Below are 19008 nucleotides of genomic sequence, written 5' to 3' on the forward strand. Positions count from 1 at the left end.
GCGGCCGGTCTCACGTCCTCGGCACGAGGACGTTCTCGCCGGTGCGGCGGGCCAGGTAGTCGGTGACGTTCTGTACGGTCGCGTCGATGATCTGGCCCACCGCGTCCTCGGTGTAGTACGCCTGGTGGGAGGTGACGATGACGTTGGGGAAGGTCACCAGCCGGGCGAGGGTGTCGTCGTCGATGCCCTCCAGGGACTTGTCGAGGAAGAACAGCCCGGCCTCCGCCTCGTACACGTCGAGTCCGACGCCGAGGAAGCGGCCCGCGCGGAGTTCGGTGACCAGGGCGGCGGTGTCGATGAGGCCGCCGCGGCTGGAGTTGACGAGGATCGCATCGTCCTGCATCGCCTTGAGGGCGGCCTCGTCGATGATGTGCTGGGTGCTGGGCAGCAGCGGCACGTGCAGGCTGATCAGGTCGGCCTCGGCGAACAGCCGCTCCTTCGCCACGTACTCCATGCCCAGCTCGACGCAGGCCGGGTTCTCGACGACGTCCCAGCCGAGCAGTTTCATGCCGAAGCCGTGGGCGATCCGGGTGAACGCCTCGCCGATCTTGCCGGTGCCGAGCACGCCGACGGTGCGGCCGCGCATGTCCCGGCCGAGCAGCCCGTCGAGGCGGAAGTCGAAGTCCCGGGTACGGCTCGCGGCCCGGATGATGCGCCGGTTGACCGCCATGGCCAGCGTCCAGGCGAACTCGGCGACCGAGTACGGCGAGTAGTACGAGACCCGGGCGACGCGCAGGGCCAGGCGCTCGGCGACCTCCAGGTCGATGTTGTTGAAGCCGGTGGAGCGCTGGGCGATCATCTGCGTGCCGCCCGCGGCGAGCGTCTGGAGCACCGGGGCGCTGAGGTCGGCGTTGACACTCGTGGAGATGATCTCGTGGCCGGCCGCGATGGGGGCGGTGTCCCGGTTGAGGAAGACGTCCAGGCAGCGGACCTCGTGCAGCCCCTCGAAGGCCTTCTCGATGAGGGGCTTCTCGTCGGACTGCACACCGAAGGCCAGGATTTCCACGGGTTCTCCCGAGCTGTGTCTGGGGTCGGAACAGGGCAGGGCCGGTCAGCGCGAATATACGGCCACGGCCCCGCCCCCGCCGGGTCAGACGTCGTCGAGGCCGCGCTCGATGGCGTACCGCACGAGCTCCACCCGGTTGTGCAGCTGGAGCTTGCCGAGGGTGTTCTGCACATGGTTCTGGACCGTGCGGTGGGAGATCACCAGGCGTTCGGCGATCTGCTTGTACGAGAGTCCCTTGGCGACCAGCCGCAGCACCTCGGTCTCCCGGTCGGTGAGCTGCGGGGCCTTGGGCTCGTCCGACGCCACGGGTGCGGGGTCGGAGGCGAGCCGGCGGTACTCGCCGAGGACCAGGCCCGCCAGGCCCGGGGTGAAGACCGGGTCGCCGGCCGCGGTGGAGCGGACGGCGTCGGTCAGCTCCTGGGTGGAGGCGGACTTCAGCAGATAGCCGGTGGCTCCGGACTTCACCGCCTCCAGGACGTCGGCGTGCTCGCCGCTCGCGGAGAGGACCAGGACCCGCAGGCCGGGGTGGGAGCCGACGAGCTCCTTGCAGACCTGGACGCCCGGCATGCCGGGGAGGTTCAGGTCGAGGACGAGGACGTCCGGGCTCACCGCCTTGGCCCGGCGCACCGCCTGCGCGCCGTCCCCGGCGGTCGCGACGACGTCGAAGCCGGACTCGGTCAGGTCGCGGGCGACCGCGTCGCGCCACATGGGGTGGTCGTCGACGACCATGACCCTGATGGGGCGGTCCGCCGCCGCCCCCTGCTCGTCCTGTGGTGTGTTCGTGCTCATCGGGCCGATCCTGCCTTCCCCCGGGAAACCTTCGGTGCTTTGGGAACCTTCAACTCGACCTCGCAGCCCTGTCCGGGCACCGAGATCAGCTCTGCCGTGCCGCCCAGGTCGCGCAGCCGGCCGCGGATGGAGAGCGCCACCCCGAGCCGCCCTTCCCCTTCCGCCTGGGCGAGCCGCCCTTCGGGGATGCCAGGGCCGTCGTCCCGGACGGTGACGATCACCTCGTCCGGCTCGTCCTCGACCAGGATCCACGCCTGGGCATCCGGGCCCGCGTGCACCCGGACGTTGTCCAGGGCGGCGCTGACGGCGGCGGCCAGCTCCCGGGCGGAGGCGGCGGGGAGCAGGACCGGCGCGCCCGGCTCGGCGAAGCTCGTACGGGATCCGGCGTGCGGGGCGAGCAGGGCGCGCAGGTCCACGGCGCCCCCGTCGCCGGGGCCCTCCTCCTCGTCGACCTCGACCGTGCGGACCACGGCGCCCTCGGCGGCGTCCTCGGAGACCCGGGTGGGGGGCACCAGGCCGCTGGAGACCAGGGTGCGCAGGGCGACCTCCTGCTCCCCGGCCATCCGTCCCAGGTCGGCCGCCTCGCCGCCGATGGCCGTCCCGCGGCGCTGGACCATGGCGAGGACCTGGAGCACGCTGTCGTGGATGTCGCGGGCGAGCCGTTCGCGTTCGCGGGTGGCGGCCTCGATCTCCAGGGCGCGGGCGAGGGTGCGCTCACTGGCGCGGGCGACCTCGACGACGTACCCGATGGCGATGGAGGCGACCCAGACCAGCAGGACGTTGTGGTAGGTGTCCCGGCTGGGCTCGCCGCGCTGGATGATGTTGGCGGCGGCGACGAACGTGGAGGCGAAGGCCGCCCACCGCCAGCCGCCCTTGATGGCGAAGGCGAGGACCGCGCCGGCCGTCCAGATCGACGGCAGCGTCGGCCCGTCGAAGGACTGGGAGTCGACGTCGGCGAGCGGGGTGAGCAGGATGCCGGTCAGCGCGACGACGAGGTCGGCGCCGAGGAAGCGTTTGGTGCAGTTCGCGGCCGAGCGGACCTTGGGCAGGGTGGCGAGCGTCCAGACGCAGAGGAACGCCAGATAGGCGACGGCGACCCAGGGCCGCTCGAACCGCTCCCGGCCGAGGTTGTCCTTGCCGAAGATCGCGAGCAGCACCGCGTAGATCATCGTCAGGACGCGGTAGCCCGTCAGCGCACGCCACAGTGGCAGCTCGACCGACATCCGTACGACCCGCTCACGCCTGGTCATGGCCCCACCCCCCGGACGGTCAACGACGCGATTACGCGCCGGACCGTTCCGTTCCGTTCTCGTTTCCCGCGGCGGCCTGCTTCCGCTGCCGCTTGGCCTCCTCGGCCTTGGCCTTCGCCTCGTCGGCGAGCTGGCGCTTGGCGGCGGTGGCGTAGACGTCCACGTACTCCTGGCCGGAGAGCTTCATGATCTCGTACATGACCTCGTCGGTCACCGAGCGCAGGATGAAGCGGTCGCCGTCCATGCCCTGGTAGCGGCTGAAGTCCAGCGGCTTGCCGATCCGGATGCCGGGGCGCATGAGCTTGGGCATCACCTGGCCGGGCGGCTGGATCTTCTCGGTGTCGATCATGGCGACCGGGATGACGGGGGCGCCGGTGGCCAGGGCCACCCGGGCGAGGCCACCGGGCTTGCCGCGGTAGAGGCGGCCGTCGGGCGAGCGGGTGCCTTCGGGGTAGATGCCGAAGAGGCCGCCGCTCTCGACGACCTGTATGCCCGCCTTGATCGCCGCCTCACCGGCGCCGCGGGCTCCGGAGCGGTCGACGGGGAGCTGGCCGACGCCCTTGAAGAAGGCGGCGGTGAGCTTGCCCTTCACACCGGGCGAGGTGAAGTACTCGGCCTTGGCGATGAACGTGACCTTGCGGTCCAGCACGGCCGGGAGGAAGAACGAGTCGGAGAACGAGAGGTGGTTGCTGGCGAGGATCGCCGGACCGCGCTCGGGGATGTTCTCCAGGCCCTCCACCCACGGCCGGAAGGCGAGCTTCAGGGACCCGCCGATGGAGAACTTCATGGCGCCGTAGATCAACTCTGGTTCCTCCTGTGTGCTGTCGCTAGAGATTAGCCTGTGCCGCCGTCGCGGCCTCCGCCCGGCAGGGGGCCCGCCTTCCCGGCCGGGCTCCGGGGGCGCTTCACGGGGGCGTGAAGGACCTGGTCGGTGTCGGTCCGGTCGCGTACGGTGAAGTCATCCGTCAAGCACTCCCCCAGGTGCGCCCTCCCCCGCCCCGTCCCACGAACAGGAGACCCTGGTGCCGGTCCTCCCTGGAGCCGAGCCGTTCCGCCACGAGGGCGGAGAGGTCGGCGTCCTCCTCTGCCATGGCTTCACCGGATCCCCGCAGTCGCTGCGCCCCTGGGCCGACTATCTCGCCGAGCGCGGACTGACGGTCTCGCTGCCGCTGCTGCCGGGCCACGGCACCCGCTGGGAGGACATGGCGGCCACCGGCTGGCAGGACTGGTACGCGGAGGTGGACCGGGAGCTGCGGGTCCTCACCGAGAGGTGCGAGCAGGTCTTCGTCTTCGGGCTCTCCATGGGCGGCGCGCTGTCCCTGCGGCTCGCGGCCAAGCACGGGGACGCGATCAGCGGTCTGGTGCTGGTCAACCCGGCCAACAAGGTGCACGGCCTCTCGGCGTACGCGCTGCCGGTCGCCCGCCATCTGGTGCGGACGACGAAGGGTCTGGCCGACGACATCGCGCTGCCGGGCTCGCACGAGGTGGGCTACGACCGGGTTCCGCTGCACGCGGCCCACTCGGTGCGGAAGTTCTTCCGGCTGGTCGACGGGGAGCTGCCCCAGGTGACCCAGCCGGTGGTGCTCCTGCACAGCCCGCAGGACCATGTCGTGCCGCCCGCCGACAGCGCGCGGATCCTCAGCCGGATCTCCTCCACGGATGTTTCCGAGATCCTGCTGGAACAGAGCTACCACGTGGCGACGTTGGACCATGATGCGGAGCGGATCTTCGATGAGAGCTACCGGTTCATCGGCCGTCTCGCACCGAACGTCGGGATGAAGGGGAGCACGTCCGGTGGCTGAGCACGACGCGGAACGCACAGGCAGCGACGAGGAGCGCGAACCGCGCGCCACGGAGCCGGCGGCCGTCCCGGAGGGGACGAAGCCGGCGGGGGACGGCGGAGCGGAGCAGGAGCGGGCGATCGACGAGGACGCGGCGTGGGCCGCGATCGTCGCGGGGTACGGGGAGGAGCCGCCGGACCCGCCGGGCGCCAAGCCGTTCAAGTCCATCGAGGACCTGGCCCTGCTGGAGGACGACCAGCGCAATGTGACGGGGTCCGGCGACGGCTCGGCCGGGGACCCGGCGGACAAGGGGCCCGACAAGAGCCCCCCGAAGCCGCCGGAGAAGAAGGCGCTGGGCAGCTCGGTGGTCTTCGCGCCCGGCGTCGCGGGCCCCCGCGACTACGAACTGCCCGCGTCCAAGGACGCCGGCATCGACGAACCGGACGACGAGGACGAGGGCCACTTCGTGCCCCCGGAGCCGCCGCCGCTGCCGGAGGCCGACGTCACGGCGAAGTTCGCCTGGCTCGCGGTGATCGGCGGTCCGGTGCTGATGCTGATCGCGGTGCTGTTCCAGTGGGAGATGACGTGGTGGCTCACCACGCTCTGCATCGGCGGTTTCCTCGGCGGCTTCGCCACGCTGGTGGCCCGGATGCCGCACGACGACGATGACGACACCTACGGCGACCCGGGGCGCGGCGCGGTCGTGTAGGGGTGTCCGGCGGATCAGGGCCGGACACCCCGCAGCTCACTTCGCGGCAGGCACTCTGAGGGCGGCCAGGACCGGCAGATGGTCCGTGGCCGCCCTCAGGTCTGTGTCACTGACCCCGGGGAGCCCGGCCGGCACCCCGCAGCCGAGCACCTCGATGCCCGGGGTCGCGAAGACGGCGTCGATGCGCTTACGGGGCTCGTCGGGCGGGAACGTCAGCTCGTCGCCCCACGGGGCGACGGCCCGGCAGTCCTGGAGCTCCCCGGCCAAGTGCCGGAACGGCTTCCCCGTCGGTACGTCGTTGAGGTCGCCACCTGCCACGGCGTGCTCCACGCCCATCGAGGCCAGCTGCTCCAGCAGCCGGTCCGCCTGGGCGAGGCGTTCGTCGTGCTGGAGGCTCAGATGGCAGCTCAGCACCCCGAGCCGGGCCCCGGCGATCCGCACGACGGCGGTGGCGAAGCCCCGGCGGTGCAGGCCGGGGGTGAGGGGCAGCAGGACGTCCTCGGTGCGCTCGACCCTCGCCCGCAGCGAGCACAGCAGCAGGGGTCCGGCGGCGGTGGCCCCGCCGCTCAGCACCACCAGGTCGCTGCTCTTCGCGAGCCGGGCCGCCGCCTTGCGCCAGCGGAAGAAGCGCGGGGCCTCCTGGACGAGAACCAGATCGGGTGCGCAGGCGCGGATGACGCGGGCCAGGGCCGCGGTGTCGTCGTGCAGGGAACGGACGTTGTAGCTCAGCACTCTGATGACGGCTGAACCGTCCGGCTCGGTACGGGAGTCGGGCAGGGGCGTCAGGACCATGCGGGCCACGATACGGCGGACGCCCGCCGCTGCCCCGGAGGGCGGCGGCGGGCGTCCGATGCGTCGTGCCGTACGGGACTCAGCCCTGGCGGGCCAGGTCGGCCGCGCCCACGAGCCCTGCCTTGCCGCCGAGTTGGGCGGCGAGCACCTGGGCGTGCGGGCGCCATTCGCCGCCGATCAGCCAGCGCCGGAACGACTTGCGGATCGGGTCGAGGACGAGCTCGCCCTCGTCCGAGACGCCGCCGCCGACGATGAACGCGGACGGGTCGAACAGCGAGGCGAGGTCGGCCAGTCCGGCGCCGGCCCAGCGGGCCAGCTCGCGGAACGAGTCGATGGCCACCGGGTCGCCCTGGCGGGCGGCCGCGCTGATGTGCTTGCCCTCGATGCCGTCCACCGAGCCGTCGCCGAGGCCGAGCAGTATGGCGGCGTTCTCGGGGGTGGCGTTGGCGCGCTGCTTGGCGTACCGGACGAGCGCGCGGCCGGAGGCGTACTGCTCCCAGCAGCCCTGGCTGCCGCAGCCGCAGAGCAGACCGTCCGGGACGACCCGGATGTGGCCGAACTCGGCGGCGACGCCGAAGCGTCCGCGGCGCAGCTTGTTGCCGATGATGATGCCGCCGCCGAGGCCGGTGCCGAGCGTGATGCAGATGACGTCGTCGTGGCCCTGGCCTGCCCCGAAGCGGTATTCGCCCCAGGCCGCGGCGTTGGCGTCGTTCTCGACGACGACGGGCAGGCCGACGCGCTGCTCGACCTTGTCCTTGAGCGGCTCGTGACGCCAGTTGATGTTCGGTGCGAAGAGGACGGTGGCGCGCTTGTCGTCGACGTAACCGGCGGCGCCGATGCCGACGGCCTCCACGTCGTGACCCTCGCTCGCCCCGGCGACCGCCGCGCAGATCGCGTCGACGATGCCTTCGGCCGTCGGCGGGGTCGCCACCTTGAACGTCGAGAGGATCCGGCCCTCTTCGTCGACCACTCCAGCCGCGATCTTCGTGCCGCCGATATCGACGCCGATGGTGAGTCCCATGAATCCCTCAGTTTCGGTCGAGCCCCGCTAAGGGCAACCGTACCCGAGGCCGCACCCGGTACCGGCCGGAGCCGGTCAGTCCAGGTCGATGCGTTCGGTGCCGGAAGGGCCCTCGTCCCGGGGGTCGGACGGGTCGTCGGCGGCCTTCTTCGAGGGGCCCGCGGTGCCCGAGGCGCCCTCGGTGGTGCGGGTCCAGCGGCTCTCCTGGCCCTCCACCGCGGAGCGGTAGGCGGCCAGCAGTTCGTTGCCCGCGGCGGCGAGGTGGTCGAAGACCTGGGGGTTGCGCTCGATGACCGGTTCGACGGCGGACTTCGCCTGCCGGATGGCCTGCTGGACCGCGGGGGCGGCGACGCCGAACAGCGGGGTCTGGAGCGAGGAGACCTTGTCGGCGACGGCGTCGACCAGCTTGCGCAGCTCCTCGGCGGCGGATCCGGGCGGCGGGCCGTACTCCGCGCGGCGGCGGGCCTTCTCGGCCGCGAGGTCCTCGGCGCAGGCGTCGGCCCACGCGTCGCCGTCGACGGGACGATCGGTGGCTTCACTCATGGCGGACTCCTGCGACGCGGGCGGCCGACGGTCGGCCTGCGGTTCACGTACTACCGACGTTACCCGAATGGCCGCACGGCGTTCAGGAGGTGCGCGGCCACAGGGCCGGGTCCGGCGTGAACCGCACCCGCAGCACCCCGTCGGCCAGGGCCGCGCCGGAGACGGTGCAGCGGCGCAGCGCGGAGGCGATCCGCACGATCCGGTGGAAGGGGCCGACGGTCAGGAGCAGTTCGTCGCCCCGGCGGACCAGGCGCAGGTCCTCCTTGGCCGCCCCGGGCAGCGGCAGGCACCAGGCGATGGTCGTGGCCCCGTCGTCCGCGTCCTGCTCCTCCTCGGTCCACCAGGGGTCGCCGGCCCGGCCGGGCGTCCGGTCGTCGGGGGCGGGGATCTCCAGAGCGGCCAGGTCGCCCGCGCCCTCGGGGTCCCGGCCCAGGTGGGCGGCCTCGTGCACCGGGAGGTCGGGGGCCACGTCCTGGTGCCAGTGGTCCAGGCACTTGTCCTGCTGGGCGGCGAGCGCGGCGAACCAGGGGTCCGAGGAGTGCCGGGGCAGCACACGGGAGGCGACCAGCAGATCGGCGCTCAGACCGTGCAGGGCGAGGCCGGTCCGGGCGGTGCGCAGGGCGTCCTCGGCGGCCGGGCCCGGCTCCGCGACCAGCCGGAGCGTGGTGGCCCCGTCCTCGATCAGGGTCTGGACGGCGGCCAGCTCCTCGTCCTTGCGGGCGGCGGCCTCGTACAGCCACTGGGCGGGCATCGGGACCCCGGCGAGCTGGGCGAGGACGGGGCGCAGGGCGCGGGCGGCCTGGCGTTCGGCGGGGAGCAGCCGGCGCAGGTAGCGGCGCAGCTGTGCGGGGAGGGCGAGCAGGGCCAGGGCCTCGGTCAGCGGCGGGAGGTCGACGACGAGGGTGTCGTAGCCGGACAGGTCGCCCTCGGCGGCGCGGCGCAGCGTGTGCAGCAGGGCAAGCTGAGCGGAACCGGGGAGTTCGGTGAGTTCCTCGCCGTCGAGCCGGCCCGCGCCGAGCAGGTCCAGGACGCCGGAGGCACGGTTCTGCAGCTCGGTGAGTTCGGCGCGGAAGTGCTCGCCGGAGTCGATGCGGACGTGGTCGAGGCGGTCGGTGACCGGGGTGGGTCCGGCGGCGGCCGGGAAGCCGGGTATGGCCTCGGCGGAGAGCAGCAGGGTGCGGTCGCCGCGGTCGGCGGCGGCCAGTGCGGTGGCCGCCGCGACGGTGGTACGGCCCGCGCCGCCGGGGCCGGTGACCAGGACCGTACGCATGTCGCTCAGGCCTTGGGGGCGGACTCGACGCGCTTCTTCAGACCGGCGAGGGCGCGGTCGATGATGACCTTCTCGGCCTTCCGCTTGATCATGCCGAGGAGCGGGATCTTGACGTCGACGGCGAGCCGGTAGGTGACCTCGGTGCGCTCGCCGCCGGCGAGGGGGGTCAGGGCGTAGGTGCCGTCCAGGGAGCGCAGCATCTGCGACTTGACGAGGCTCCAGCTGACCTCGTTCTCGCCGGTCCAGGTGTAGGCGAGGACGTGGTCGTCCTTGATCGCCCCGGCGTCCAGGACGAGGCGGACCTGCTCGGCGCGGCCCTGGTCGTCGGTGGAGAGGACCTCGGCCTCCTTGACCTCGCCGGTCCACTCCGGGTAGCGGGCGAAGTCGGCGATCACGCCCATGACGTCGGCCGGTGCCGCCTCGATCGTGATGCTCGAGCTGGTGTGTTCAGCCATCGCCGTGGCCCTCCAGTGCGGTGTAACCGGTCGCTGTCGGCAGGAGCCTGCCGCTGTGCAGGCTATCGCGTGCCCGGGGCGCTCCGGTCCACGCCCCGGCCGCCCGCGCTCACCAGGTCAGCGCCCAGGGCGTTCCGGTCGAGGCGAAGTGGCCGACGTTGACGCACTCGGTGGTACCGATGCGCATCCGGCGGACCAACGGCTGGTGAACATGGCCGAAAAGCGCGTATCGGGGGCGGGTGGCGCGGATCGCCTCCAGCAGAGCGGTGCTGCCGCGTTCGAAGCGGCGGGCGACGGTGTCGTACGTCAGCTCGGGCACCTCGGGCGGGATGTGCGAGCAGAGGACGTCGACCGGGCCGAGCGCCTCGACCTTGGCGGCGTACTCCTCGTCGCTGATCTCGTACGGGGTGTTCATCGGGGTCTTGAGGCCGCCGCCGACGAAGCCGAAGACCCGGCCGCCGATCTCGACGCGTTCGCCGTCGAGCACGGTGGTGTTGGGGCGGGCGTACTCGGGCCAGAGGGTGGGGACGTCGACGTTGCCGTAGGTGGCGTACGTCGGAGTGGGGAAGGCCGCGAAGAGTTCGGCGTACTGCTTGCGTACCGCGCCGAGGATCTCGGTGTTGCGGTCGCGGCCGGCCCACAGCTCGCGGCCGAAGGCGCGGGCCTCGTCGTAGCGGCGGGCGGTGCGCAGGGCGACGATGCGGTCGGCGTTCTCCTTGCCGAACAGGTCGGGGAAGATGCCGCGCGAGTGGTCGGCGTAGTCGAGGAAGAGCACCAGGTCACCGAGGCAGATCAACGCGTCGGCGCCGTCCCCGGCGCGGGCCAGGGCCTCGGTGTTGCCGTGCACGTCGCTGACCACATGGATCCGGGTCGGCCTGGTGGCCGGGTCCCGGCTGTCCGGTTCGCTGCCTCGCATGCGATCACCCTAGAGTGCCCCTCCGGTCCCGGGTAGACCGTCCGGACCTGCGGTTACTTCCACGTCGGGACGGCAGTGGACTACTGTGCGCGAAAGGGCCATTTATATGTGTGATGCATAAGACATCTGGCCGGAACCCCCTATCCGGAACCGAGTACCGGTGGGTAACGTCCGGGCAGTCCAGTCGTGCTCACCCCACTGAGCACCCGCCAATCTTGGACCGCAGCCGGTGCGTCACACAGAGCCGTGGCACCGGAGCCCGATGAGGAGCAGCAGTCTTGCGCGAGTTCAGCCTTCCGGCCCTGTACGAGGTCCCGACGGACGGCAACCTGACGGATCTCATCCGCCGCAATGCCGCTCAGCATCCCGAAGTCGCGGTGATGAGCCGCAAGGTGGCCGGCGTCTGGACGGACGTCAGCGCCACCCAGTTCCTGGCCGAGGTGAGAGCAGCCGCCAAAGGGCTGATCGCCTCGGGTGTGCAGCCCGGCGACCGGGTCGCCCTGATGTCGCGCACCCGTTTCGAGTGGGTGCTGCTGGACTTCGCGATCTGGAGCGCGGGCGCGGTGACCGTGCCGGTGTACGAGACCAGCTCCGCCGAGCAGGTGCAGTGGATCCTCGGTGACTCCGGGGCGGTCGCGGTGCTCGTGGAGAGCGACGCGCACGCCGCGGCCGTGGCCTCCGTACGGGACTCCCTGCCGGAGCTGGCGCATGTCTGGCAGATCGACGCGGGCGCCGTGGAGGCGCTCGGCAAGGCGGGTGCCGAGGTCTCGGAGGAGACCATGGACCTGCGGATGGTCAGCGCCAAGGCGGACGACCCGGCGACGATCGTCTACACCTCGGGCACCACGGGCCGCCCGAAGGGCTGTGTGCTCACCCACCGCAGCTTCTTCGCGGAGTGCGGCAACGTGGTGGAGCGGCTGAAGCCGCTGTTCCGTACGGGCGAGTGCTCGGTGCTGCTGTTCCTGCCCGCCGCGCACGTCTTCGGCCGGCTGGTCGAGGTGGCGTCGGTGATGGCCCCGATCAAGCTCGGCTGCGTCCCGGACATCAAGAACCTCACCGACGAGCTGGCCTCGTTCCGGCCGACACTGATCCTGGGCGTCCCCCGGGTCTTCGAGAAGGTCTACAACGCGGCCCGCGCCAAGGCGCAGGCGGACGGCAAGGGCAAGATCTTCGACCGGGCCGCCGACACGGCGATCGCCTACAGCCGGGCGCTGTCCACCCCGCAGGGCCCCGCGCTGGGTCTGAAGCTCAAGCACAAGCTCTTCGACAAGCTGGTCTTCAGCAAGCTCCGCGCGGTGCTCGGCGGCCGGGGCGAGTACGCGATCTCCGGCGGTGCCCCGCTGGGCGAGCGGCTCGGCCACTTCTACCGGGGCATCGGCTTCACGGTCCTGGAGGGCTACGGCCTGACCGAGTCGTGCGCGGCCACCGCGTTCAACCCGTGGGACCGGCCGAAGATCGGTACGGTCGGCCAGCCGCTGCCCGGCTCGGTCGTGCGGATCGCGGACGACGGCGAGGTGCTGCTGCACGGCGAGCACCTGTTCACGGGCTACTGGAACAACGAGTCGGCCTCCGCCGAGGCGCTGGCCGACGGCTGGTTCCACACCGGGGACATCGGCACGCTGGACGAGGACGGCTACCTCGCGATCACCGGCCGCAAGAAGGAGATCATCGTGACGGCGGGCGGCAAGAACGTCGCCCCGGCCGTCATCGAGGACCGGATCCGCGCGCACGCCCTGGTCGCCGAGTGCATGGTGGTCGGCGACGGCCGCCCGTTCGTCGGCGCGCTGGTCACCCTGGACGAGGAGTTCCTGGGCCGCTGGGCCGAGGAGAACGGCAAGCCGGCCGGCTCGACGGCCCTGTCGCTGCGCGAGGACGCGGAGCTGCTGGCCGAGGTGCAGCGGGCGGTGGACGACGGGAACGCGGCGGTCTCCAAGGCGGAGTCGGTGCGCAAGTTCCGTATCCTGCCGACCCAGTTCACCGAGGAAGCGGGCCACATCACCCCGTCGCTGAAGCTGAAGCGGAACGTGGTGGCGAAGGACTTCGCGGACGAGGTGGAGTCGATCTACCGCGCCTGAGAGTGCCTGAGGATGACGGCGAAGGGGCCCGCGCTTTCGACAAGCGCGGGCCCCTTCGCCGTACAGTCCTCTGCGTCGTCCGTACGGTCACAGCAACGTCTTGAGCTTCTCCGCGAGCAGGTCCCAGCGCCACTTCTCCTCGACCCAGGCCCGGCCGCGCTCCCCCATCCGCCGCCGCAGCTCCGCATCGCCGAGCAGCGTGACGATCCGGTCCGCCGACTCCTCGGCACTGCCGCCGCGCACCACCCAGCCGGTCTCGCCGTCCAGCACCGCGTCCGGGGCGCCGCCGGAGTCCCCGGCCACCACGGGCAGCCCGGTCGCGGACGCCTCCAGGTAGACGATCCCGAGGCCCTCCACGTCGAGCCCGCCGCGCCGGGTCCGGCAGGGCATCGCGAAGACGTCCCCGGCCCCGTAGTGCGCGGGCAGCTCCGCCCAGGGCACCGGGCCGGTGAAGCGCACCGAGTCCTGCACCCCGGTCTGCTCCGCGAGCCGCTTCAGGTCCTTGGCGTACGGTCCGCCGCCCACGATCAGCAGCACCGCGTCCGGGATCCGCGCCAGGATCGCGGGCATGGCCAGGATCAGCGTGTCCTGGCCCTTGCGCGGCACCAGGCGCGAGACGCAGACGACCACCGGGCGGTCGGAGAGCCCGAGGCGGGCCCGGACCCGGTCACCGCCGGAGCCCGGGTGGAAGGTCTTCTCGTCGACGCCGGGCGGCAGTTGGACCATGCGGCCGGCCGCGTCGGGGGTGAGCGCGGCGGCGATCCGGGAGCGGGTGTACTCACCGAGATAGGTGATCGTGTCCGTGCCCTCCCCGATCCGGCGCAGCAGTTGCCGGGAGGCGGGCAGTTGCGCCCAGCCCGCCTCGTGGCCGTGGGTGGTGGCCACCAGGCGGCGGGCGCCCGCGCGGCGCAGCGCCGGTGCCATCAGGCCGAGCGGGGCGGCGGCGCCGAACCAGACGGAGGTGCAGCCGTGTTCGCGCAGCAGCTCGGTGGCCCGGCGGGTGACGCGCGGGGTCGGCAGCAGCATCGTCGTCCGGTCGCGGACCACGGGGTACGGCTGCTCGGCGTCGAAGGCGGCGGTGGCCGCCGCGCCCTCCTCGCCGCGCTTCCAGGTGGAGGCGTAGACGACGACCCTCTCGGGATCCAGGCGCAGCGCCATGTTGTGCAGGAACGCCTGGATGCCACCGGGGCGGGGCGGGAAGTCGTTGGTCACGATCAAGGTCTTGTCCATCGCCGCCGACAGTACCGAACGGCCGCGCTTCACCGCTGGGGACCTCTCCCGACGGCATCATGAGCCGCCGGGGGGCGGCCGGGGACGAGCGACGACGAGGCGGCGGCGATGACGACGGGACGAGCACCCACCGGCACCGGACCGTGGCCGTACGCGGTGTGGGCGCTGACCCGGGCCTGGCTGCTGGCCTGCGTGTTCAAGGTGGTCACGGTGCCCGGTCCGGACGTGACGGTGGACGTGTCGGTGATCTACCGGGGCTGGTACGAGGTCCTGCTGGCCGGCACGTACCCGCTGGACGACGTCACCTGGCAGTACCCGCCCGGGGCGGCGCTGGCGGTCCTCTCCCCCGCCCTGCTGCCGTTCTTGGAGTACGCGACCGCGTTCTTCGTGCTGGTGCTGGTCTGCGACGCGCTGGTGCTGGGGCTGTTGCTGTATGCGGGCCGGCGGCCGGGCATAAGGGTGGCGGGCGCGTGGGTGTGGGTCGTGGGGGTGCCGCTGCTGGGCCCGACGGTCTACGCCCGTTACGACCTGATGGTGACGGCGGTCGCGGTGGCGGCGCTGCTGGCGGGCGTGCGCAGGCCCCGGGCGCTGGGGGCGCTGGCCGCGTTCGGGGCGCTGCTCAAGGGGTGGCCCGCGCTGCTGCTGGTGGGGGTGCGCAAGGGGCGTCCGACCCGGGCGGCCTGGACCTCGGCGGCGCTGAGCGCCGCGGGCCTGGCTGCGGCGTTCGCGCTGTGGATGCCCGGGGCGTTCGCGTTCCTGGCCTTCCAGCGGGACCGGGGCACCGAGATCGAGTCGCTGGGGGCGCTGGTCTTCCACCTCGCGCGGCAGTTCGGCTGGGAGGGGAGGGTGGAGCTGCGCTACGGCTCGATGGAGTTCGTCGGGCCGCACGTGGAGCTGGTGTCGACGCTGGCGCTGGGGCTCGCGGTCCTGGCGCTGGGCTGGCTGCTGCTCTGGCGGTTGCGGGCCCGGTCGTTCGCGGTGCGCACCCCGGCCGAGGCGGCGTTCACGGCGGTGCTGCTGTTCACGGTGACCAGCCGGGTGATCAGCCCGCAGTACGTGGTGTGGCTGGTCGGTCTGGCCGCGGTGTGCCTGCTGTTCCGGGGAACGGCGATGACCCTGCCCGCGGTCCTGGTGCTGGTGGCGGCGGGGGTGACGCTGCTGGAGTTCCCGGTCGGCTTCGTCCATGTCGTGGAGAGCGACGCGCGCGGGGTGACGCTCCTGGTCGCACGGAACGGGCTGCTGGTGGCGGCCTCGCTGATCGCGGCGGGGCGGCTGTGGCGGTCGACGGTGCCGGGGAGACCGGGCGCGGAGGCGGCCCCGAACGTGGTCGGGGGTCAGCCGAGCCGGGTGGCGAGGTAGTCGCGCCAGTCGGCGGTGAACTGCTCGGGGGTGGTGTCGAGCACCGCCTTCAGGGCCTTCTCCACCGCCCCCTTCCGTCCGTCGTGCGCGCCCACGGCCTCGTAGAAGGCGATCAGCTTCTCCTTGCCCCACCGCTCCGCGATCAGCTCGCAGGCCAGCCAGCCGCCCTCGTACGCCCCCGCGAGCTTCGCCGGGTCGCCGTCGAAGCCGAAGTCCGGGTCGGCGGGGAGTTCCGCGGGGGTCCGGCCGCTGCGGACGGCCTCGGCCAGTTCGGGCGCGACGCTGTCGGCGGCGCGGTCCTCGCCCCGGTAGGCGGTCCAGTCGGCGAAGCCCTCGGAGAGCCAGACGGGGGTGGCGGTGGAGGTGCTGGTCCGGGTGGCGACATGGGTCGTCTCGTGGGTCAGGACGATCCGCTGCCCGAAGCTGCCGAGGGTGGCGTACGCCTGCGGGTTGACGATGACCCGGTCGGCGATGGCGGGGCTCTCGCCGGTGCCGCCGACCTCACCGGTGGTGACGGCGGCGATGCCCCGGTAGCTGGCCTCCGGCGAGCCGAGCAGCCCCGCCATCGACTCGACGGAGTCCGGGACCAGGACGACCACCCGCCGGTTCCACGGGCGCGGCCAGGCGTCCGAGACGGCCGGTACGGCGAGGTCCACGGTGTCGGCGATCTGCCGCAACTCCTCCTCGCCCCGTCCGACGCCCAGGACGATGCTGTGGGCGCCCTGGACGACCTCCACGTCCCCCTGCTGCCACAGCTGCCCGGAGGCGCCCTTGGCGGGCCGGTCCTCGGTGATGTACCAGCGGTCACCGTCGCGCATCAGCTCCAGGACGCGGCGGGTGGCGACCGGGGCGGTGTCGTAGCCGTCGATCCGGTAGCGCAGCTCCACCTCGGCGGTGGCCCACTGCCCGTCCTGCTCGGTGATGTCCTTGACGTCGTACGTCCACGACTTCAGCGGTACGTCGGCGAGCCGGTCCAGCTCGGTGCGCTGGACGGCCCGCAGCTTCGCGGCGTCCGGGGCGAGGCCGTCGAGGTAGCCCGCCGGGTCGTGGGCGAGGACGGCCGCCGCGCGGCGCTCCAGGGTGGCGTCGAGGGCCCCGGTGGTGAGGAAGGTGTCCGGTTCGCCGGATGCCGTGCAGGCGGAGGCGGTCAGGAGCGCGGCGAGCAGCAGGCCCGCCGCACGCCGCCGTCCCCGGGGGCCTCCCCCACGCGCGTCTCGTCCTCGTCCGGCCACCCTGCCGATCGTACGGTCAGATCCGCGTGACCGAGGAGACGGGCATCATGCCGACCGGATCGTAGCGGACCGGGGCGCCCGGGTAGGGGGCGTGGATGACCTGGCCGTTGCCGACGTACATGCCGATGTGGCTGGCGTCCGCCCGGTAGGCGACCAGGTCACCGGGCTGTGCCTGGGAGAGGGGCACCATGCGGCCCGCGTAGCGCTGGGCCTGGGAGGTGCGGGGCAGGCTCACCCCGGCCTGGGCGTAGGCCCACTGCATCAGGCCGGAACAGTCGAATCCGGAGGGCCCGTTGGCGCCCCAGACGTAGGGTCTCCCGAGCGCCTGGTGGACGGCGGCCACGGCGGACATCGCGCGGGCCGAGCCGGGGGCGACGCCGGAGAGGTCGGGCACGCCGTCGCGGCCGGAGCGGGAGGCCCGGTCGAAGGAGGCGCGTTCCTCGGGCGGCAGCGAGTCCAGCAGCCGGCGGGCCTCGCGGAGCTTGGACTCGACGGCGCGTTTGTGGCGGGCGACGGCGGCCCGGTTGCGCTCCAGGTCGGTCAGGGCGCGGGTGGTCTCGGCGCGGGTCTGGGCGAGCCCCCGCTGGGCGTGCCGCAGTTTGTCCAGGGTCATCGCCTGGCGGGCGCCGGCCCGGTCGAGGGCGGCGGCCTGCTCCAGGTAGGTGTCCGGGTCGGCGGAGAGCAGCAGGGCGACCGACGGGTCGATGGAGCCGGTGCGGTACTGGGCGCCCGCCATCGCGCCGAGCGCGTTGCGCATCTCGTTGACGCGTTCCTGGCCCCGGGCCGTGGCGTCCTGGGCGCGGTCCGCCTCGCCGCGCAGCCGCTTCACGCGCTCCCCGGCCGCGTTGAACCGCTCGGTGGCCTGCTCGGCCTCCTCGTAGAGGCGGTCGACGGCGGCCTTGGCGCTCTCCCGGGTCTCCTTCGGGTCGGCGCTCGCCGGGGCCCCGGTCAGGGTGGCGGCCGCGGTGGCGGCGGCCGCCGAGACGACCGTGACCCGGACGCCTCTGGTGAAGCCGGACTGTGTGCAACGGCGATGGGACACCACTGGTAGCCGCACTCCCTTCCGCTCACGCGGTGGTGCGCAGCCCCTGCCGCCCGGGGCGGGCGGACGGAGTCCGGGAGCTGCACAGCAGCCAGACAGTAATCGGACGACTACGCACCGGCCAAAGACCGTGCCGTGGGCGCGAGAGGGGCCGAAAAGCCCCCGCCCCGCCGGTGACCTTGGTCTCCGGCGGGGCGGGGGCGTCAGCGTGGTGCGCGGCGATTCCCTCGTTCGGGCGTGCCGTGGCGTGCCGCTCGGCGCGGTCCGGTCAGACGCGGACGCCGAACTGGAAGGTGCCCATGTAGTCCATCGACTCGTAGCGGACGACGGTGCCCGGCTTCGGGGCGTGCAGGATCTGGTTGTTGCCGGCGTAGAAGCCGACGTGCGACAGGCCGTTGAAGAAGACCAGGTCGCCCGGCTTGAGCTGGCTGCGGCCGATCCGCTGGCCGTCGTGCTGCTGGGTGTACGTGGTCCGGGTGATGGAGACGCCGGCCTGGGCGAAGGCCCACTGCGTCAGCCCGGAGCAGTCGTAGGAGTTGGGACCGGAGCCGCCGGAGACGTACGGCTTGCCGATCTGCGTGGCGGCGGCGCTGAGGGCGGCGGCACCACGGCCGGACGCGGGGGCCTCGTTGCCGAGTTCGACCCGGTCGCTGGCGGCACGGCTGGCGCGCTGCTCGTCCTGCTGCATCTTGGCCCGCTCGGCCTGCGTCAGCGTGTTGAGGAGCTGCTGGGCGTCGGCCAGCTTGCCCTGGTACTTCTTCTTGTTCTCACCGAGCGCCTTGCGGACGTCGGCGAGGTCGCCGAGCTTGTCCTGGGCCTCCTTGCGCTGCTGGGCGAGGGTGCGCTGCTTGGACTGGATCTTCTGCAGCGCTTCCGTCTGCTTGACCGTCAGCTGGTCGAGCGCGGAGGCCTGGTCGAGGAAGCTGTCCGGGTCCGAGGCGAGGAAGAGGGCGACCGACGGGTCGATGCCGCCGGAGCGGTACTGCGCGGTGGCGATCGAACCCAGCTCGGTGCGGAGCGTGTTGAGCTCGGCCTGGCCGCGGGCGACCTTGTCCTGGAGCGCGTCGACTTCCTTCTTCAGGTTGTCCTGCTGCTCCTTGGCCCCGTTGTACTTCTCGGTGGCGGCCTCGGCCTCGTGGTAGAGCTTGTCGACCTTCGCCTTGACTTCGCTCTTGCTCGGCTTGGGGTCGGCGTGGGCGGCCTGGGAGGTCAGGGCCACGGCCGCGGCGGCGGTCGCGGTGAGCACGGTCACGCGGGTGCGGCTCGGCTGCTTGGGACGACGGTGGGACGCCACGAAGGACGAGCTCCTTCTTCCTCAGCCGCCTACCGGGCAAGTGGGGGAAAGAATCCCCGGCTCCGTGCACATGACGGACTCGGCGGTTCCTTCGCCGCCACCCCCAATGGGTGATCAACCGTGCGAAGGTTCGAGGCCTGACCCTAGTGACCATCTTGTGATCAGTTCAAATCCTCACAGGATTTTTCTCGTCACACCAGGCAACTCTTTACTCTCACCCCACCGCGTGTAGCGGCGACTTGAC

18 protein-coding genes are annotated in these 19008 nt (G+C 72.5%); 4 read left to right on the forward strand and 14 right to left on the reverse strand.

Features of this window, described 5'->3' with window-relative positions; genetic code table 11:
• Positions 1-10 precede the first annotated feature (10 nt).
• The 4 genes from WQO_RS08390 to WQO_RS08405 form a co-directional block, all read right to left on the reverse strand.
• Positions 11-1006, reverse strand: a complete 996-nt coding sequence (locus WQO_RS08390) for a 2-hydroxyacid dehydrogenase (protein WP_010057843.1) — start codon at positions 1004-1006, stop codon at positions 11-13.
• An 84-nt stretch (positions 1007-1090) separates the two neighbouring features.
• Positions 1091-1795 carry a response regulator gene (locus tag WQO_RS08395; RefSeq protein WP_010057842.1) on the reverse strand — a complete coding sequence of 235 codons (705 nt, stop codon included), beginning with the start codon at positions 1793-1795 and terminating at the stop codon, positions 1091-1093.
• Positions 1792-3045: a MacS family sensor histidine kinase gene (gene macS / locus WQO_RS08400; RefSeq protein WP_010057841.1), complete on the reverse strand. Its 1254-nt coding sequence runs from the start codon at positions 3043-3045 to the stop codon at positions 1792-1794. Before macS ends, WQO_RS08395 begins: the two co-directional genes overlap by 4 nt.
• Positions 3046-3076: 31 nt before the next feature.
• A complete protein-coding gene (locus WQO_RS08405) occupies positions 3077-3847 on the reverse strand; it encodes a lysophospholipid acyltransferase family protein (RefSeq protein WP_010057840.1) in 771 nt (256 codons plus the stop codon).
• A 220-nt stretch (positions 3848-4067) separates the two neighbouring features.
• Between WQO_RS08405 and WQO_RS08410 the strand changes: the two genes are divergently transcribed.
• A complete protein-coding gene (locus WQO_RS08410; protein ID WP_010057839.1) occupies positions 4068-4847 on the forward strand; it encodes an alpha/beta hydrolase in 780 nt (259 codons plus the stop codon).
• Positions 4840-5535 carry a hypothetical protein gene (locus tag WQO_RS08415; protein WP_010057838.1) on the forward strand — a complete coding sequence of 232 codons (696 nt, stop codon included), beginning with the start codon at positions 4840-4842 and terminating at the stop codon, positions 5533-5535. The genes WQO_RS08410 and WQO_RS08415 overlap by 8 nt, the downstream gene beginning before the upstream one ends.
• Positions 5536-5571: 36 nt before the next feature.
• Here the strand turns inward: WQO_RS08415 and WQO_RS08420 are convergent, their stop codons facing one another.
• The 6 genes from WQO_RS08420 to WQO_RS08445 form a co-directional block, all read right to left on the reverse strand.
• Positions 5572-6327, reverse strand: a complete 756-nt coding sequence (locus WQO_RS08420; protein WP_010057836.1) for an endonuclease/exonuclease/phosphatase family protein — start codon at positions 6325-6327, stop codon at positions 5572-5574.
• A gap of 79 nt (positions 6328-6406) precedes the next feature.
• Positions 6407-7348, reverse strand: coding sequence for an ROK family glucokinase (locus WQO_RS08425; RefSeq protein ID WP_010057834.1), 942 nt, complete (start codon positions 7346-7348; stop codon positions 6407-6409).
• Positions 7349-7423: 75 nt separating this feature from the next.
• Positions 7424-7891 carry a DUF5304 domain-containing protein gene (locus WQO_RS08430; RefSeq protein ID WP_010057832.1) on the reverse strand — a complete coding sequence of 156 codons (468 nt, stop codon included), beginning with the start codon at positions 7889-7891 and terminating at the stop codon, positions 7424-7426.
• 82 nt (positions 7892-7973) lie between these two features.
• The gene (locus WQO_RS08435; RefSeq protein ID WP_010057831.1) at positions 7974-9161 is read right to left on the reverse strand and encodes an ArsA family ATPase; all 1188 of its coding nucleotides are present in this window, start codon (positions 9159-9161) and stop codon (positions 7974-7976) included.
• A 5-nt stretch (positions 9162-9166) separates the two neighbouring features.
• Positions 9167-9616, reverse strand: a complete 450-nt coding sequence (locus tag WQO_RS08440; RefSeq protein WP_006123902.1) for an SRPBCC family protein — start codon at positions 9614-9616, stop codon at positions 9167-9169.
• 109 nt (positions 9617-9725) lie between these two features.
• On the reverse strand, positions 9726-10532 hold the full coding sequence (locus WQO_RS08445) for a metallophosphoesterase family protein (protein WP_010057830.1): 807 nt from the start codon (positions 10530-10532) through the stop codon (positions 9726-9728).
• 278 nt (positions 10533-10810) lie between these two features.
• Between WQO_RS08445 and WQO_RS08450 the strand changes: the two genes are divergently transcribed.
• Complete coding sequence (locus WQO_RS08450) at positions 10811-12607, forward strand: AMP-dependent synthetase/ligase (protein WP_010057829.1); 1797 nt, start codon at positions 10811-10813, stop codon at positions 12605-12607.
• A gap of 87 nt (positions 12608-12694) precedes the next feature.
• On the opposite strand, the gene WQO_RS08455 is transcribed toward WQO_RS08450, so the two are convergent.
• Positions 12695-13837: a glycosyltransferase family 4 protein gene (locus WQO_RS08455; protein WP_010057827.1), complete on the reverse strand. Its 1143-nt coding sequence runs from the start codon at positions 13835-13837 to the stop codon at positions 12695-12697.
• A 108-nt stretch (positions 13838-13945) separates the two neighbouring features.
• Here WQO_RS08455 and WQO_RS08460 point away from each other — a divergent pair, with 108 nt between their 5' ends.
• The gene (locus WQO_RS08460) at positions 13946-15196 is read left to right on the forward strand and encodes a glycosyltransferase 87 family protein (RefSeq protein ID WP_010057825.1); all 1251 of its coding nucleotides are present in this window, start codon (positions 13946-13948) and stop codon (positions 15194-15196) included.
• Here the strand turns inward: WQO_RS08460 and WQO_RS08465 are convergent.
• The 3 genes from WQO_RS08465 to WQO_RS08475 form a co-directional block, all read right to left on the reverse strand.
• Complete coding sequence (locus WQO_RS08465) at positions 15172-16428, reverse strand: hypothetical protein (protein WP_010057824.1); 1257 nt, start codon at positions 16426-16428, stop codon at positions 15172-15174. The two genes, WQO_RS08460 and WQO_RS08465, sit on opposite strands and share 25 nt — an antisense overlap.
• A 16-nt stretch (positions 16429-16444) precedes the next feature.
• Positions 16445-17473, reverse strand: a complete 1029-nt coding sequence (locus tag WQO_RS08470; RefSeq protein WP_010057823.1) for a C40 family peptidase — start codon at positions 17471-17473, stop codon at positions 16445-16447.
• A 265-nt stretch (positions 17474-17738) separates the two neighbouring features.
• Positions 17739-18764: a C40 family peptidase gene (locus WQO_RS08475; RefSeq protein ID WP_010057822.1), complete on the reverse strand. Its 1026-nt coding sequence runs from the start codon at positions 18762-18764 to the stop codon at positions 17739-17741.
• Positions 18765-19008 lie beyond the last annotated feature (244 nt).

The organism is Streptomyces globisporus C-1027 (assembly GCF_000261345.2).
In the GTDB taxonomy this organism is placed as follows: domain Bacteria; phylum Actinomycetota; class Actinomycetes; order Streptomycetales; family Streptomycetaceae; genus Streptomyces; species Streptomyces pakalii.